The organism is Pseudomonas sp. MDT2-39-1 (genome assembly GCF_054898085.1).
This window is the reverse complement of record NZ_CM142716.1, coordinates 4,332,854-4,345,988: the sequence shown is the minus strand read 5'-3', so window position 1 is coordinate 4,345,988 and position 13,135 is coordinate 4,332,854. Positions and strand designations below refer to the sequence as shown.

16 protein-coding genes are annotated in these 13,135 nt (G+C 57.8%); 9 read left to right on the top strand and 7 right to left on the bottom strand.

Annotation, left to right across the window (positions count from 1 at the left end; all coding sequences use genetic code 11):
• Positions 1–328: 328 nt before the first annotated feature.
• The 5 genes from ACYZTM_RS20305 to ACYZTM_RS20285 all read right to left on the bottom strand — a co-directional run bounded on the left by ACYZTM_RS20305 (position 329) and on the right by ACYZTM_RS20285 (position 4,229).
• Positions 329–1,240: an SDR family oxidoreductase gene (locus tag ACYZTM_RS20305; RefSeq protein WP_131061162.1), complete on the bottom strand. Its 912-nt coding sequence runs from the start codon at positions 1,238–1,240 to the stop codon at positions 329–331.
• Between the two features lie 109 nt (positions 1,241–1,349).
• Positions 1,350–2,252 carry an alpha/beta fold hydrolase gene (locus ACYZTM_RS20300; protein WP_131061163.1) on the bottom strand — a complete coding sequence of 301 codons (903 nt, stop codon included), beginning with the start codon at positions 2,250–2,252 and terminating at the stop codon, positions 1,350–1,352.
• On the bottom strand, positions 2,252–3,034 hold the full coding sequence (locus ACYZTM_RS20295; RefSeq protein ID WP_461984308.1) for a class II aldolase/adducin family protein: 783 nt from the start codon (positions 3,032–3,034) through the stop codon (positions 2,252–2,254). The genes ACYZTM_RS20300 and ACYZTM_RS20295 overlap by 1 nt, the downstream gene beginning before the upstream one ends.
• Positions 3,035–3,166: 132 nt before the next feature.
• Entirely contained in the window at positions 3,167–3,853 is a 687-nt protein-coding gene (locus ACYZTM_RS20290) for an LrgB family protein (RefSeq protein WP_131061165.1), read from the bottom strand.
• Positions 3,843–4,229 carry a CidA/LrgA family protein gene (locus ACYZTM_RS20285; protein ID WP_131061166.1) on the bottom strand — a complete coding sequence of 129 codons (387 nt, stop codon included), beginning with the start codon at positions 4,227–4,229 and terminating at the stop codon, positions 3,843–3,845. The genes ACYZTM_RS20290 and ACYZTM_RS20285 overlap by 11 nt, the downstream gene beginning before the upstream one ends.
• Before the next feature lie 96 nt (positions 4,230–4,325).
• On the opposite strand from ACYZTM_RS20285, the gene ACYZTM_RS20280 reads away from it, so the two are divergent.
• The gene (locus ACYZTM_RS20280; protein WP_131061167.1) at positions 4,326–5,222 is read left to right on the top strand and encodes a LysR family transcriptional regulator; all 897 of its coding nucleotides are present in this window, start codon (positions 4,326–4,328) and stop codon (positions 5,220–5,222) included.
• On the opposite strand, the gene ACYZTM_RS20275 is transcribed toward ACYZTM_RS20280, so the two are convergent.
• Positions 5,203–5,658, bottom strand: a complete 456-nt coding sequence (locus tag ACYZTM_RS20275; protein WP_131061168.1) for a flavodoxin — start codon at positions 5,656–5,658, stop codon at positions 5,203–5,205. The genes ACYZTM_RS20280 and ACYZTM_RS20275 overlap by 20 nt on opposite strands.
• Positions 5,659–5,761: 103 nt before the next feature.
• On the opposite strand from ACYZTM_RS20275, the gene ACYZTM_RS20270 reads away from it, so the two are divergent.
• Together ACYZTM_RS20270 and ACYZTM_RS20265 are read left to right on the top strand one after the other, a co-directional pair.
• Positions 5,762–6,241, top strand: a complete 480-nt coding sequence (locus ACYZTM_RS20270) for a PAS domain-containing protein (protein ID WP_131061169.1) — start codon at positions 5,762–5,764, stop codon at positions 6,239–6,241.
• A gap of 54 nt (positions 6,242–6,295) precedes the next feature.
• Positions 6,296–6,901, top strand: coding sequence for a hypothetical protein (locus ACYZTM_RS20265; RefSeq protein WP_131061170.1), 606 nt, complete (start codon positions 6,296–6,298; stop codon positions 6,899–6,901).
• A gap of 2 nt (positions 6,902–6,903) precedes the next feature.
• On the opposite strand, the gene ACYZTM_RS20260 is transcribed toward ACYZTM_RS20265, so the two are convergent.
• Positions 6,904–7,863, bottom strand: a complete 960-nt coding sequence (locus ACYZTM_RS20260) for a MerR family transcriptional regulator (RefSeq protein WP_461984305.1) — start codon at positions 7,861–7,863, stop codon at positions 6,904–6,906.
• Positions 7,864–8,075: 212 nt separating this feature from the next.
• On the opposite strand from ACYZTM_RS20260, the gene ACYZTM_RS20255 reads away from it, so the two are divergent.
• From ACYZTM_RS20255 to ACYZTM_RS20230, 6 genes are all read left to right on the top strand, one after another.
• Positions 8,076–8,645 (top strand): antibiotic biosynthesis monooxygenase, encoded by a 570-nt coding sequence (locus tag ACYZTM_RS20255; protein WP_461984302.1) that lies wholly within the window; start codon positions 8,076–8,078, stop codon positions 8,643–8,645.
• Between the two features lie 169 nt (positions 8,646–8,814).
• A complete protein-coding gene (folM, locus tag ACYZTM_RS20250; RefSeq protein WP_461984300.1) occupies positions 8,815–9,525 on the top strand; it encodes a dihydromonapterin reductase in 711 nt (236 codons plus the stop codon).
• Between the two features lie 22 nt (positions 9,526–9,547).
• Positions 9,548–10,123, top strand: coding sequence for a GTP cyclohydrolase I FolE (gene folE / locus ACYZTM_RS20245; protein WP_131061174.1), 576 nt, complete (start codon positions 9,548–9,550; stop codon positions 10,121–10,123).
• Positions 10,124–10,125: 2 nt separating this feature from the next.
• Positions 10,126–10,497: a dihydroneopterin triphosphate 2'-epimerase gene (gene folX, locus ACYZTM_RS20240; RefSeq protein WP_461984296.1), complete on the top strand. Its 372-nt coding sequence runs from the start codon at positions 10,126–10,128 to the stop codon at positions 10,495–10,497.
• Between the two features lie 68 nt (positions 10,498–10,565).
• Positions 10,566–10,862, top strand: coding sequence for a DUF1244 domain-containing protein (locus ACYZTM_RS20235; RefSeq protein ID WP_461984293.1), 297 nt, complete (start codon positions 10,566–10,568; stop codon positions 10,860–10,862).
• Positions 10,863–11,442: 580 nt separating this feature from the next.
• Positions 11,443–12,942 carry an MFS transporter gene (locus ACYZTM_RS20230; RefSeq protein WP_131061176.1) on the top strand — a complete coding sequence of 500 codons (1,500 nt, stop codon included), beginning with the start codon at positions 11,443–11,445 and terminating at the stop codon, positions 12,940–12,942.
• Positions 12,943–13,135: the final 193 nt, after the last annotated feature.

Below are 13,135 nucleotides of genomic sequence, written 5' to 3'. Positions count from 1 at the left end.
TACTCATGCTGCAACAGAGCATGTCGCGAATCGCTGTTTTTCCTTTGGGCTCAACGCCTTATTCTTGCCGGGCTTTCACGGTGAACAGCCTGGAAGCGCGAAGCGATGGTGGTGATGAGCCCGCGCCATTGGCGACAGAATCCAGATGAATCGATGCTTTTCGATTGATCGCCCCGAGTTCACTGACGTTGATTTGTAGCTCCTTGATCCAACGTCTTACTTTGGCCGCTGCGTTTGCAGCGGCCTTTTTTATGGGCGATGGTTTTGTGGCGGGGGAACAATCGGGGGAATGGCAGGGCTCAGATAAGCCCTGCGGAAGGCATCAGGGTCACAACGAATACTTCTGCAAATTCCCCATCATTTCCTTCAACGCCTCAATATTGTCCTTCGGATGCGCCGCCCCTTCGAAATCACAAATCCGCTCCCACTGCGCCGCCACATCTTCCGGCGAGAAACCCACCCGCGGATCAAACCCGGCGCCCAGGCTGCGTTCCCAACGCACTTTGCCCATCCAGCCGCCGCCGACTTCAAACAACCCGGAAGTCTCCTGGCAATTCTCACTCGCCAAATACACCACCAACGGGCTCACCAGTTCCGGCTTGAGTTGCTCGAACACTTGCGGCGGGATCAGGCCTTCGGTCATGCGAGTGCCGCCGGTGGGCGCGATGGCGTTGACCAGGATGTTGTTCTTGCGGCCTTCGATGGCGAGTGTGCGGGTCAGGCCGTAGAGGCCGAGTTTGGCCATGCCGTAGTTGGACTGGCCGAAGTTGCCGTAGATGCCCGAGGTCGAGGCGGTGAAGATCACGCGGCCATAGTTTTGCTCGCGCATGTGCGGCCAGGCGGCGCGGGTGACTTTGTAGGCGCCTTCGACGTGGACGCGGTAAACCAGGTCCCAATCGGCGTCGTCCATTTTGTGGAAGGTCTTGTCGCGCAGGATCCCGGCGTTGTTGACCACGACGTCGATGCGACCGAACGCGTCGAGGGCGTGCTGGACGATTTTGTCGCCGTCGGTGACGGAGTCGTGGTTGGCTTCGGCGATGCCACCCGCCTCGCGAATTTCCGCCACTACGCGGTCTGCTGCCGACGCGTTGGCGCCTTCCCCTTGAGCCGAGCCGCCGAGATCATTGACCAGCACTTTGGCACCCTGCTTTGCGAACAGCAGCGCGTGCGCCCGGCCCAGGCCGCCGCCTGCACCCGTGACGATCACTACTTTATCTTCGAAGCGCACAGACTCATTCATGGGGAACTCCAGCAGACCAGGGACAATAAGTCCGAGTGTCAGGCACCAGGCTGCTGGTCACAATAAACACGGGTAGAGCTGAATGGTGCTCGATAAGGCTGGGGGATAGTCAGGAACAGGCCGCCTTGCGTGGCGGTGAAACCAGCCGATCCCGAAACTCCTGGTAATGCTTGAGCACCTGCGCCGGTGCTTCAGTCTGTGGGTAATGGCCAATATCAGGCAGCAAAACCGTGTCCGGTTCGGGGATCAGCTCCCGATAGCGCTTGACCATGTGAGCGCCGGAAATCGGATCGACCTCTCCATCGATAACCCGCAACGGGACTTCACCGCGCTGCATGGCGCTGACCCAACGCTCGCGCTGGACACGCCGCTCAGGGATATAAGCAATGAGTTTGTGCATGATCCGCGGCCCATGATTGCTGTCGATCAGGCCCCAAAAATCATCCATCTCGCTTTCGCTGGGCCGCGTTTGCGGACCGAAGATCTGCCGGAAACTTTTCACCAGTCCGTCGCGGGTAAAGGCTCGACCAATCATCCAGCCCAAGGGGCTGAGCAGCAGTTTTTGCATCAACACCGGGCGATGGGTTTCAGGAAACAGGCCGCCGTTGAGGAACACACAACTGGCGAGATCAATACGTGTTTCGTAATGCCGGGCCAACAGTTCCTGCGCCACGCTGTCGCCATAATCGTGGGCCAGCACATGCACCGGTTGCTCGACGTTGAGGTGCGCGAGCAAGGCCTGTTGCAGATCGGCCTGCTCCAACAGGCTGTATTCATGGTTGACCGGTTTGGCTGAGTCGCCGAAACCGAGCATGTCGCACGCAATCACCCGATAGCGCTGCGCCAGCGGTTGCCACAGGTAATGCCAGTCCCAACTGGCGGTCGGGAAGCCATGGATGAGCAGCAGCGGCTCACCCTGCCCCGCCGTCCAGTAACGGATGGTCTGGCCTCGGAATACGAACGTCTGGCCGCGTTTGCGCCAGACACACAGGGGGATCTCGGCGAGTGCCATTAGAGTTTATAACCCGGGTCTTGTTGATCGAGTTTGCGCAGTAACGCCGGCCAGGCCAACGCGCCGCCCATCCCTTGAGCACTTTTGGTCACGCCGGCGATCATTGCCTTGGCACCCGCCAGTATCTGCGGCTCGATGGCAATCAGCTCGGCACCACCGTTCTGCGCCAGCACCTGGATATCGCAGGCACGCTGGAAGGTAAACATCATCAGGAACGTGTCGGCGATGGTGCTGCCACAGGTCAGCAAGCCGTGGTTGTGCAGCATCAGGAAATTGTTTTCACCCAGGTCGGCTTGCAGGCGAGCCTTCTCTTCATGGTTCAGGGCAACGCCTTCGTAAGCGTGGTAAGCCAGGCTGGACAGCACAAACAATGACTGCTGACTGATCGGCAGAATGCCCTGTTTTTGCGCCGACACCGCCACACCCGCAGCGGTGTGGGTGTGCAGCACGCAGACCACATCGTGACGCACTTCATGCACAGCGCTGTGAATGGTGTAACCCGCCGGGTTGATCTCGTAAGGGCTGTCCATCAGCTTTTTGCCGGTCTGATCGACCTTGACCAGGCTCGACGCGGTGATCTCGTGAAACATCAGCCCGAACGGGTTGATCAGGAAATCTTCAGTGCCCGGCACCTTAGCCGAGATGTGCGTAAAGATCAGATCGTCCCAGCCATGCGAGGCGACCAGACGATAACAGGCTGCCAGGTCGACGCGGGTCTGCCACTCGGCAGCACTGACTTGGTCTCTGACACTGTGGGGGGATTGGACGGGAGCAACGTTCACGGCAAGGACCTCCTGTTCTTATTGTTTTACTGTCGTTAAAGCAGTCTAGTCAGCCCTCGGATTTCGTGTAGTTGCATTCGCAGCCAGCTTGATGGCCTAACGAGTCAGTTCAAAAGAGAGCCTGGATCCATGTCAAAGGACCGCCGCCAATAAGGGGGCGGCAAACAGATTCAAAAGCCCCGTCAGAACCATGACAAGCCCCGCGACCGAGCCCTCTTCACCGCCCACTTCATGGGCCCGACTGACGCCGGCACCGTGCGCGCCAACGCCAAATAACGCGCCGCGCGCAAGGGCGCTGCGCAACGGCAGCCACTTCAGCAGAATGCCGCCGAGCATCGCCCCGAACACCCCGGTAAACATCACGAACACCGCCGTCAGTTCCGGAACACCGCCGAGGTCGTGAGCCAGTGGCATGGCAAAGGGCGTGGTGATGGAACGTGGCACCAGCGACATCGTCACCGAACTGTCCAGCGCCAGCGCCTTGGCCAAACCGAACGAGGTGCCGATGGACGCCGCACTGCCCGCCAGCATTCCGAGCAGCAATGCCGACCAATGCCGCATCAACATCTGCCGCTGTTGCCAGATCGGCACCGCGAAGGCGACGGTCACCGGCCCCAACACCCACATCAGCCAATGGGTGTTGCTCGAATACTCCGAATACGCGGTGTGCAGCGGAACAGCGAGGGCCAGCAGCAAGGCCGGAACCAGAATCAGCGGCGACAGCAGATAACGCCCCGTTCGCCGGTAGGTCCATCGACTGAATAAATAGGCCGACAGCGTGAAGACCAGCCAGAACATCGGCATCAGCTCAAGCTTCATGGGACCTCCTCAACCGCACCATCCATTCCACGGTAAACGCGGTCACCAGCATCACCATCAGCGTACTGACGCCGATCACCAGCAGAATCCGCCAGCCGTCGTCGCGCATCAAGCGGCCGTAATCGAGCAGGCTCATCAGCGCCGGAATAAAAAACAGCAACATCTCGGCCATCAATAGACCTGCGCCCATTTGCAACGCCGCCGGTTTGATCCAGCCAACGGCGAAAGCCAGCAGCAGCAACGCCATACCGACCACACCACCCGGGATCGGCCAGGCAAACCATACGGCGATTTCACAGCCGAGCAGGTAGATGCCGAGCAGCACGGCCAGTTCCGCGGTTAATCGAGCCAGGCGTTTGAAGGATGATGCATTCATGATTTCGGTCCTCACAGATGCTCATTTTACGGAGCGGGCTGCCATCCCCGAAACGAATTGTTAGACTCGACGCTATTCCAATCTGGAATCAGACGCATGGAATTCAAGCAGCTACGCAGCTTCGTCGAAGTGATGCACCAAGGGGGTTTCACCCAAGCCGCCAAGACCCTGCACATCAGCCAATCGGCGGTCAGCAAGCAAGTCGCCCAACTGGAACAGAGCCTGGGCACACCGCTGCTCGAACGCCTGGGTTCGCAACTTCGCCTGACTGCCGCCGGCAGCGTGGTGCTGCAACGGGCCGAAGGCATGCTGCGGCTGCGCAACGAATTGCTCAGCGAGCTGGACGATTTGAGCCAACTGGCTCGTGGGGAATTGCGCCTGGGCCTGCCACTGTTGGGCAGTGATGCGCTGTTCGCCGGGCTGTTTGCCGAGTACCGGCGGCGTTACCCGAATATCAGTATTCAACTACTTGAGGGCGGTAGCCTGAACATCGAGCAGTCGGTATTGAGCGGTGAGCTCGAACTGGGTGGCAGTCTGTTGCCGAAGGATCCGCAGTTCGCCTTCCAACCATTCTGCGATGAGCCGCTGGATGCGCTGCTGCCGGCCGATCATCCGCTGGCGACCAAGACGGTGATTGGATTGGAAGAATTGGCCGATACGCCGTTTCTGCTGTATCAGCGCAGCTTCGTGCTCAATGACCGTTTGCTGCAAGCCTGCCATCAGCTGGGATTTTCGCCCAAGGAAGGTGGGCGCAGTGGCCAGGCGGATTTTCTCGCGGCACTGGTGGCCGCCGGCCAGGGCGTGGTGCTGTTGCCCAGCGTGGTGGCGCGCGGATTGGTGCGGCCAGGGGTGGTGCGCCTGACCTTGAATGCCCCGAGCTACTTGCGCTGGGACATCGCCTTTATCTGGCGTCAGGGCGCGTACTTGTCGAAGGCTGCGCAAGCCTGGCTCGCACTGCTGCGCGAGCGGCCGGTCAACCCCGCAGCGCGGTAATCAACTCCGCCAGCCAAGGTTCGGCGTCGGTTTCCGGGGTCACGCTTTCGCTGGCGTCCAGGCGCAGCATCGGCAGCACTTCGCGCAGGCCCAGCTCGCCGAACAATTCACGCATCTGCTCACCGCCACCGCAGAACGTATCGCCGTAACTGGCATCTCCGAGGCCGATTACGGCACCCGGCAAACCACGCCAGGCGGCGGGCAACAGATCGCGAATCGTCGAATACAACGTTTGCAGGTTATCCGGCAACTCACCCATGCCGGTGGTTGAAGTCACCGCCAGCAACGCTTCCGGGCCGAATGCCTGGATATCGACAAGTGTTGCGCGCGGGTTGTGCCAGGTTTCGAAACCTGCGGTGTTTAAAATCTTCGCGGCGTGGCGGGCAACTTCTTCAGCCGTGCCGTACACCGAGCCGGAAATGATGGCGACTTTCATCAAACTGATCCTGAAGCTGAGAAAAATGACTGAGATATTAACAGCACAGCCTTATTTGATCTTTTAGAATGCTGCCCTCAACCCACTCGGAAAGGATTCTCCGATGATCAACGCTCAACTGTTGCAAATGGTGATAAACGCTTCCAACGACGGCATCGTGATTGCCGAAAAGGAAGGCGAGCAGGACAACATCCTGATTTACGTGAATCCGGCGTTCGAGCGTCTGACGGGTTACACCAGCGAAGAAATCCTCTACCAGGATTGCCGTTTCCTGCAGTCCGGTGACCGGGATCAAGAAAAGGCCCTCAAAGCGATTCGCGAGTCGTTGAGCAGTGGCGGCTCCTGCCGGGAAATCCTGAGAAATTACCGCAAGGACGGCACGCCGTTCTGGAATGAGCTGTCCCTTTCTACAGTGAAAAATCCGGCTGACGGACAGACTTATTTTGTTGGCGTACAGAAAGACGTAACGGTTCAAGTCAAGGCACTGCAGCGCGTTGCGCAACTGGAAGCGCAGTTGGCTGAGATGCAAGCCGAGCTTGATGCGTTGAAAACGACGAACGGCCAAAACAAAACAGCGAATTAATTGTCATTAACTACAATCACCGATGACTTTGTAACTTTTTCTTTCGAGTTAGCCATGCAACGCGACGCACTCCTGACACAGGATGAACTGGATTTTATCCAGACCATGCAACACAACCCGCAACTCAATGTGCGGGATGCGACGTCGAGTCTGCTCGTCAATGGTGGATCGCAAATCCGTGATCTGCTCACACGCCTGGCGGCACATGAGCAAGTGACCATTCAGGCCAACTTCGAAAACCAGCAAATGACCTTTCCGCTGCACCTGGTGGAAGACGAATTTCATGCGCTGCATTTGCGCCTGGGCGTGCCGAGTATTTATGAAGACGGGCCGATGGTACGGCCATGGCGCCTGACAGTTGAAGAGCCGGTGGCGCTGGAAAATGCCAAAGGTCAACCCGGCACGATGTGGGTGCACGAAATATCGTTCAAAGGGGTTTTGCTGGAAGTCCGCAACAAGACCAAACCGCCCAAGCATTTCGCGTTGTGGTTCAGTCCGTCAGGCTATGAGCGGATTGCGCTGCGCGGCACTTTTGAGCGTGAAACCGAACAAGGTTTCTACGCCTACGAATTGAGCCAGACCGACAAGGACGAGACCGAGCGTCTGCGCCAGTACATCCTTCAGCAGCATCGTCTGACACATCCCGCACTGCACAACTGAATTCAGGTATCCAGGTTTCCTGCCAGGAACTGTTTCAGGCGCTGACGCATCACCATTCCCTCATTTCCCAGGCACCCGATCGACGTTCCGGCCAGGCTGTCCTGTGCCAGGTCCGACGCATCACCGGCCAGCAACAACTGACAATCCAGGCTCAGGGCCAGGCGATTCAAACGTCGAGGCAACTCAACGGCTGGCGCGTGATTGGACACCAGCACCAGCGCCGTGGGCTTGATCCGCTCGCAAACCAGGGTCAGCTCATCGAATGGCTGACCGATAGCCAGCAACTGAATCGCCGAATCGACACTGCTCAGGTACAGCGCCGTGACCAGCACTTCCAGCTCATGAGCCTGATCGGCCAAGGCGCAGACAATCACGCGTCGTGGTTGCATGACGCGCACCAGCAGCATGCGTTGCAGTACGCGAGAACGCAGAAAACCATCCAGAAATAGCCATTCGCTGGTCTGACCGAACGCCTCATGGCGCTGCAGCATCAGCTTCCAGATTGGCAACAGGATGTCCTGGAACACCGCGGTCAGGGGGTAACTGGAAAAAATCTGTCCATAGACTTGCTCCAGTTGCACCTCGTCAAACGCCGTCACCGCCATCTGAACCTGCTGCTGCCACTGGGCGTAGTCGACCTGAACGAGTTCGTCGGGAATAATCTTTGCCAGTGCTTTGAGGGGTTCGGTCTTGGCCAGTATCTTGCCGACCTTGCTGACTGCGACGCCGCGGTCGATCCAGCCGAGAATGCTGCGAACCTTTTCGATATCGGCCATCGAGTACAGCCGATGCCCGCTTTCGGTGCGTGTGGGCTGGATCAGGCCATACCGCCGCTCCCACGCCCGCAACGTGACGGGGTTGATACCCGTCAGGCGGGCAACCTCACGGATAGGGAACAGATCTTCTTGCGCAATGGAAGGATCCGTCCGTGAGGCAGGGGCACTTTCAGTCAGGAAAGGCATGAGGCGGTCGACATCCATGTGCGAAATTGGATCCCATTCTACTCCTCATGCCCCATGACTATTCAAGGCATTGATAAACGACGAATGCCGCTGGTGTATTTATCATAATCAGGAATAATCCTTGCTTGTCTCAAGGCGCAGCCCATCACCCCGGCGTTGCGCCTGGCGAAACTCCCACCCGGAGTAAGGCGTCTGTCATACGGAGATACACAATGTCTACCTCACCCGTCACGCTGATGGTTTCACGACGCGTCGCCGATGGGCGTTATCAGGACCTGATGGTCTGGTTGCGCGAAGGCGAACAACTGGCCACCGACTTTCCCGGTTATCTCGGCTCAGGTGTGCTCGCTCCGCCGCCCGCAGATAACGAATTCCAGATTATTTTCCGATTTGCCGACGAGCAAACCATGCACGCTTGGGAGCATTCGGCTTCGCGTACCGCATGGCTGGCCCGCGGCAGCGATCTGTTTGCGCATAAAACGGAACATCGCGTCAGCGGGATCGAAGGCTGGTTCGGCGCTGCCGGCCAGCGTCCACCCCGCTGGAAACAGGCCGTGGCGATCTGGCTGGCGTTCTTTCCGGTTTCCTTGCTGTTCAACTTAGTATTGGGGCCGTTGCTCGGCGAAATGAGCCTGCTGCCTCGCGTGTTCATCAGCACTCTGTGCCTGACTCCGTTGATGGTCTACTTCTTCATTCCGCTGTCGACCCGCATGCTTGCCGGCTGGCTGAACAGCGCACCAGCACGTCCGTTGCCCGCCGGGCCCTCCACCCAAAACCACTGATCCTTGTAGGAGCGAGGCTTGCCCGCGAAGAAGACTACTCGGTTCAACAGACAGATCGAGTTATCGTTCTTCGCGGGCAAGTCGGATCGCCGCATCGCTCGCTCCTACAATAGCCACCTCACGACCCGTCGCTGGTATAGTTTTGCTCTTACCACGACGCGAGCCGTTCATGACCTCTTCTGCAGCTCCGATCCTCATCACCGGTGCCGGCCAGCGTGTCGGCCTGCACTGTGCACAGCGTTTGCTCGAAGACGGCCATCCGGTGATCTTCAGCTACCGCAGCGATCGTCCCGGCGTGCAGACATTGCGCGACTTGGGCGCCATCGCGGTGTTTGCGGACTTCTCCACTGAAGCAGGAATCCTCGCGTTCATCACCGAACTCAAAACCCACACCGATAGCCTGCGCGCCATTGTCCATAACGCCTCCGAATGGCTGGCCGAAACACCCGACACCGACGCCGAGGCCTTCACCCGCATGTTCAGCGTGCACATGCTGGCGCCGTACCTGATCAACCTGCACTGCGCCGACTTGCTCGAACGCTCAAGGCCCGCTGACATCGTGCACATCAGCGATGACGTGACCCGCAAGGGCAGCAGCAGGCACATAGGCTACTGCGCCAGCAAAGCCGGGCTCGACAGCCTCACCCTGTCCTTTGCCGCGAAATACGCGCCGACAATCAAGGTGAACGGTATCGCGCCAGCCCTGCTAATGTTCAATCCCGACGACGACGCCGCGTACCGCGCCAAAGCCCTGGCAAAATCCGCGCTGGGCATCGAACCCGGCAGCGAAGTGATCTACCAGAGCCTGCGTTATTTGCTCGACAACCCTTATGTCACCGGCACGACCCTGACCGTCAACGGCGGACGGCACATCAAATAAGCGGCCCCCGCGAGGATGTTCCATGACGTTATCCCTGCCCCAGAATTCTCTGCCCCAGAGCTATCGCGAGATCCTCATTGGCCTCGGTGAAAACCCCGACCGCGAAGGACTGCAAGACACCCCTGTTCGCGCGGCCAAGGCCATGCAGTACCTCTGCCATGGCTACGACCAGAGTGTCGAAGAGATCGTCAACGGCGCACTGTTTGCGTCAGACACCGACGAGATGATCATCGTCGCCGACATCGAGCTCTATTCATTGTGCGAACATCACCTGCTGCCCTTCATTGGCAAGGCCCATGTGGCTTATATTCCCACGGGCAAGGTGCTGGGCCTGTCGAAGATCGCGCGGCTGGTGGACATGTTCGCCCGTCGCCTGCAAATTCAGGAAAACCTCACCCGGCAAATCGCCGAGGCGGTGCAACAGGTGACCGACGCGGCCGGTGTCGCGGTGGTCATCGAAGCCAAGCATATGTGCATGATGATGCGCGGCGTCGAGAAACAGAATTCGACCATGAACACTTCGGTGATGCTCGGCGCCTTCCGCGAGTCGAGCAACACCCGCCAGGAGTTCCTGCAATTGATTGGACGGAGCAAGTAGCAATGCCACAACTTCAACCAGGAATGGCACGCATCCGGGTCAAAGACCTGTGCCTGCGCACCTTCATCGGGATCAACGAGGATGAAATCCTCAACAAGCAGGATGTGCTGATCAACCTGACCATCCTGTATGCCGCTCAGGAAGCGGTGCGTGACAACGACATCGATCACGCGCTGAATTACCGAACCATCACCAAGACGATCATCGCTCACGTGGAGGGCAATCGTTTCGCGTTGCTCGAACGCCTGACCCAGGAAATTCTCGATCTGGTCATGGCCAACGCGTCGGTGCTGTACGCCGAGGTTGAAGTCGACAAGCCGCACGCCCTGCGATTCGCCGAGTCGGTGTCGATTACCCTGGCCGCGAGCCGCTGACCGCGTCTGGCGCATTGTCCGTCAGACTTTTATCATCCGCGCCACGATTGGATTGCACAGAGCCCGCCATGAACGATCAACAACGCCTGGAACTTGAAGCCGCCGCCTTTCGCCGGCTGGTCGCCCACTTGGACAGCCGCAAGGATGTGCAGAACATCGACCTGATGAACCTCTCCGGTTTCTGCCGCAACTGCCTGTCCAAGTGGTACAAGGCCGCCGCCGACGAACGCCAGATAGAGGTCAGCCTCGATGACGCCCGCGAAGTGGTTTACGGCATGCCGTACGCCGAATGGAAAGCCCAATACCAGCAAGAAGCCAGCGCCGAACAACAAGCGGCGTTCGCCAAAGGAAAACCCAATGATTAGGCGCTTGCTAAGTGTTAGCAACAGGCTAGGTTTACAAACAAGGAGTTAAATAGCTTCAGACGCTATGGTTTAAGCCTCTGACTCTGAGTCCTTTCGATAAGAATTTTCGATTCATCAGGGTGGGGGCTGGCTGATGGAGCTTGTTTGGGCGACCGAAGATTTGGTGATTGCCGGGCGTTCGTACACCGGCTTTCCGATTCTACTTTGGGACACGATGGAGAGTTTCGATAAAATCGTACCGCGTGATCTTACACCGTATATCCCTATACGCCCCCTCTCTCATTTCCCGTGAAAAAGGTAATCAAAACTGTTACTCCCCTTAAATAAGGAACAGACTGTCATGTAACTCATCCTTAGCTCATTCTGATTCTGTAGGCTCTTCCACCTGCCCCTCCCTCAATTCAAATGGCTATAAGCAAGTATTTGACCACTGGCTTACGTTCAGACGTTTACAATTCAATGACATTGTTACACTCAGCTCCTACATCCGCCCAGTATAGTAGGCGAAATTTTAATTCATTTAATTTTAAAATATTTGATCCTGAATACTTAAAAATTTTTAATAGATGCTTGGTGTTTAATGACCTCTCGATGGATCGTTCTCGTAATTGTCTCTAGCGCACTGTTCTTAGTCAGCATTGACGTAACTGTACTGCACACGGCCCTGCCGGGTATTGTCTATGACCTCGGCGCGACCAGTTCTCAAAAGTTGTGGATCGTAAATACCTATTCCCTGGTCGTGGCGGGGCTGTTGCCCGGCTTTGGTGCACTGGGCGATCGCATTGGCCATCGCCGCGTCTTCATGTGGGGGCTGGTCGGGTTCGGGATCGCCTCACTGGCCGCCGCCTTCGCGCCAAGTGCCGAATTACTCATCACTGCCCGTATGCTGCTTGCCGTGGGAGCGGCAATGATGCTGCCCGCCACTATTGCTCTTCTGCGGCTGACCTTCAAGGAGGAGCGCGAGAGCGCTATCGCACTTGGCATATGGGGAGCCACCGCTTCCTGCGCTGTGGCCATCGGCCCGCTGATTGGAGGGGCGTTGTTGGAGTATTTTTGGTGGGGAGCAGTTTTCCTGATCAATGTGCCTGTCGTGCTGGTCACACTGGCCCTGACCCTCCGTTATGTTCCCAGCCATGGGGGAAATGCCACGCGCCATTGGGATTTTTGGACCTCCGTCCTTATTACGCTCGCCTTGGTGGGACTCATCTATGGGCTGAAGGAGGCGATCAGGCCCGACGGCGATACCATACATACCCTCGCGGCAATTGTTCTCGGCGGGTTGTTCACATGGTTGTTTCTGCGGCGACAGAAGAGTCTTCCCTCACCAATGTTGGACTTTTCGCTGTTTCGCAACCCGCGCTTCGCTGCAGGCATTATGGCAGCGCTGTTCAGCAGCCTGGCTATTATGGGCACCGATTTCGTAATTACCCAGCAACTGCAGCTTTCACACGGCTATACGCCTTTACAGGCGGGGCTGTACCTACTGCCAATCGCCGTCGCCGCGTTCCTGTCTGGCCCCGCTATAGGCTCCGTACTTATGCAGGTAGGGGTGGAACGCATGCTCGCAGTTATGCTCGGAGTGACCGGAATTGGGCTTGGTCTGTTTACCTTGTCGGGTGACGTCTCTCTCATCTGGCAGGCTGCCGCGCTGGCTCTATTTGGTTTTGGAGCGGGCGGAACCATGTCAGCTGCCTCTAGCGCAATTATGATCAGCGTGCCAGTGGATCGCGCGGGTATGGCTGGCTCCATCCAGGAGGTATCATTTGAACTGGGAGCAACGCTTGGTGTGGCCGTATTGGGCAGCCTGATGGCTGCGGTCTATACCGCCTCCTTTGCACCTCCATCGGATATGACCGTCCCGGTATTGGCATGGGACAGTATCGACCAGGCGTTGATTGCTGCCAGTTCACTTTCGCCCGATGCCGCAGCACGCATGACGGCAGCAGCGCGAATAGCCTTTGATCGCGGAGCTATCGTCAGCTTCACATTGGGGGCAGCCCTCGTGACGGCATTGGCGATTGGCATCGGTATACTGGCGCACCGCAGATCTGCCAACGCAAGCCTTCCGGTAGAACTATGAATGCGTGAACCGTATTGGCGTTCATTCAGATGTGAGGTCGGCTTCCATGGCAGCAAGTTCAACCACTCAATCTCTGCCCGCAGGGCAGAGACCAGAGCCCTCAAGACATGAAGTTTTTTAGGCCGGGAGTCGGTCACGACCGAATGTTACTTGGGCTTTTTTCAGCGTGGCAAGTTAGGCCGTGAGGGCGGGG

Excerpts from the sequence above, each read along its gene's own strand:
- ACYZTM_RS20255 (WP_461984302.1), top strand. The coding sequence starts at position 8,076 with ATGTCTACCTCACCCGTCACGCTGATGGTTTCACGACGCGTCGCCGAT.
- ACYZTM_RS20265 (WP_131061170.1), top strand. The coding sequence starts at position 6,296 with ATGCAACGCGACGCACTCCTGACACAGGATGAACTGGATTTTATCCAG.
- ACYZTM_RS20260 (WP_461984305.1), bottom strand. The coding sequence starts at position 7,863 with ATGCCTTTCCTGACTGAAAGTGCCCCTGCCTCACGGACGGATCCTTCC.
- folE (WP_131061174.1), top strand. The coding sequence starts at position 9,548 with ATGACGTTATCCCTGCCCCAGAATTCTCTGCCCCAGAGCTATCGCGAG.
- folX (WP_461984296.1), top strand. The coding sequence starts at position 10,126 with ATGCCACAACTTCAACCAGGAATGGCACGCATCCGGGTCAAAGACCTG.
- ACYZTM_RS20290 (WP_131061165.1), bottom strand. The coding sequence starts at position 3,853 with ATGAAGCTTGAGCTGATGCCGATGTTCTGGCTGGTCTTCACGCTGTCG.
- ACYZTM_RS20285 (WP_131061166.1), bottom strand. The coding sequence starts at position 4,229 with ATGAATGCATCATCCTTCAAACGCCTGGCTCGATTAACCGCGGAACTG.
- ACYZTM_RS20280 (WP_131061167.1), top strand. The coding sequence starts at position 4,326 with ATGGAATTCAAGCAGCTACGCAGCTTCGTCGAAGTGATGCACCAAGGG.
- ACYZTM_RS20230 (WP_131061176.1), top strand. The coding sequence starts at position 11,443 with ATGACCTCTCGATGGATCGTTCTCGTAATTGTCTCTAGCGCACTGTTC.
- ACYZTM_RS20270 (WP_131061169.1), top strand. The coding sequence starts at position 5,762 with ATGATCAACGCTCAACTGTTGCAAATGGTGATAAACGCTTCCAACGAC.
- ACYZTM_RS20275 (WP_131061168.1), bottom strand. The coding sequence starts at position 5,658 with ATGAAAGTCGCCATCATTTCCGGCTCGGTGTACGGCACGGCTGAAGAA.
- ACYZTM_RS20300 (WP_131061163.1), bottom strand. The coding sequence starts at position 2,252 with ATGGCACTCGCCGAGATCCCCCTGTGTGTCTGGCGCAAACGCGGCCAG.
- ACYZTM_RS20235 (WP_461984293.1), top strand. The coding sequence starts at position 10,566 with ATGAACGATCAACAACGCCTGGAACTTGAAGCCGCCGCCTTTCGCCGG.
- ACYZTM_RS20305 (WP_131061162.1), bottom strand. The coding sequence starts at position 1,240 with ATGAATGAGTCTGTGCGCTTCGAAGATAAAGTAGTGATCGTCACGGGT.
- folM (WP_461984300.1), top strand. The coding sequence starts at position 8,815 with ATGACCTCTTCTGCAGCTCCGATCCTCATCACCGGTGCCGGCCAGCGT.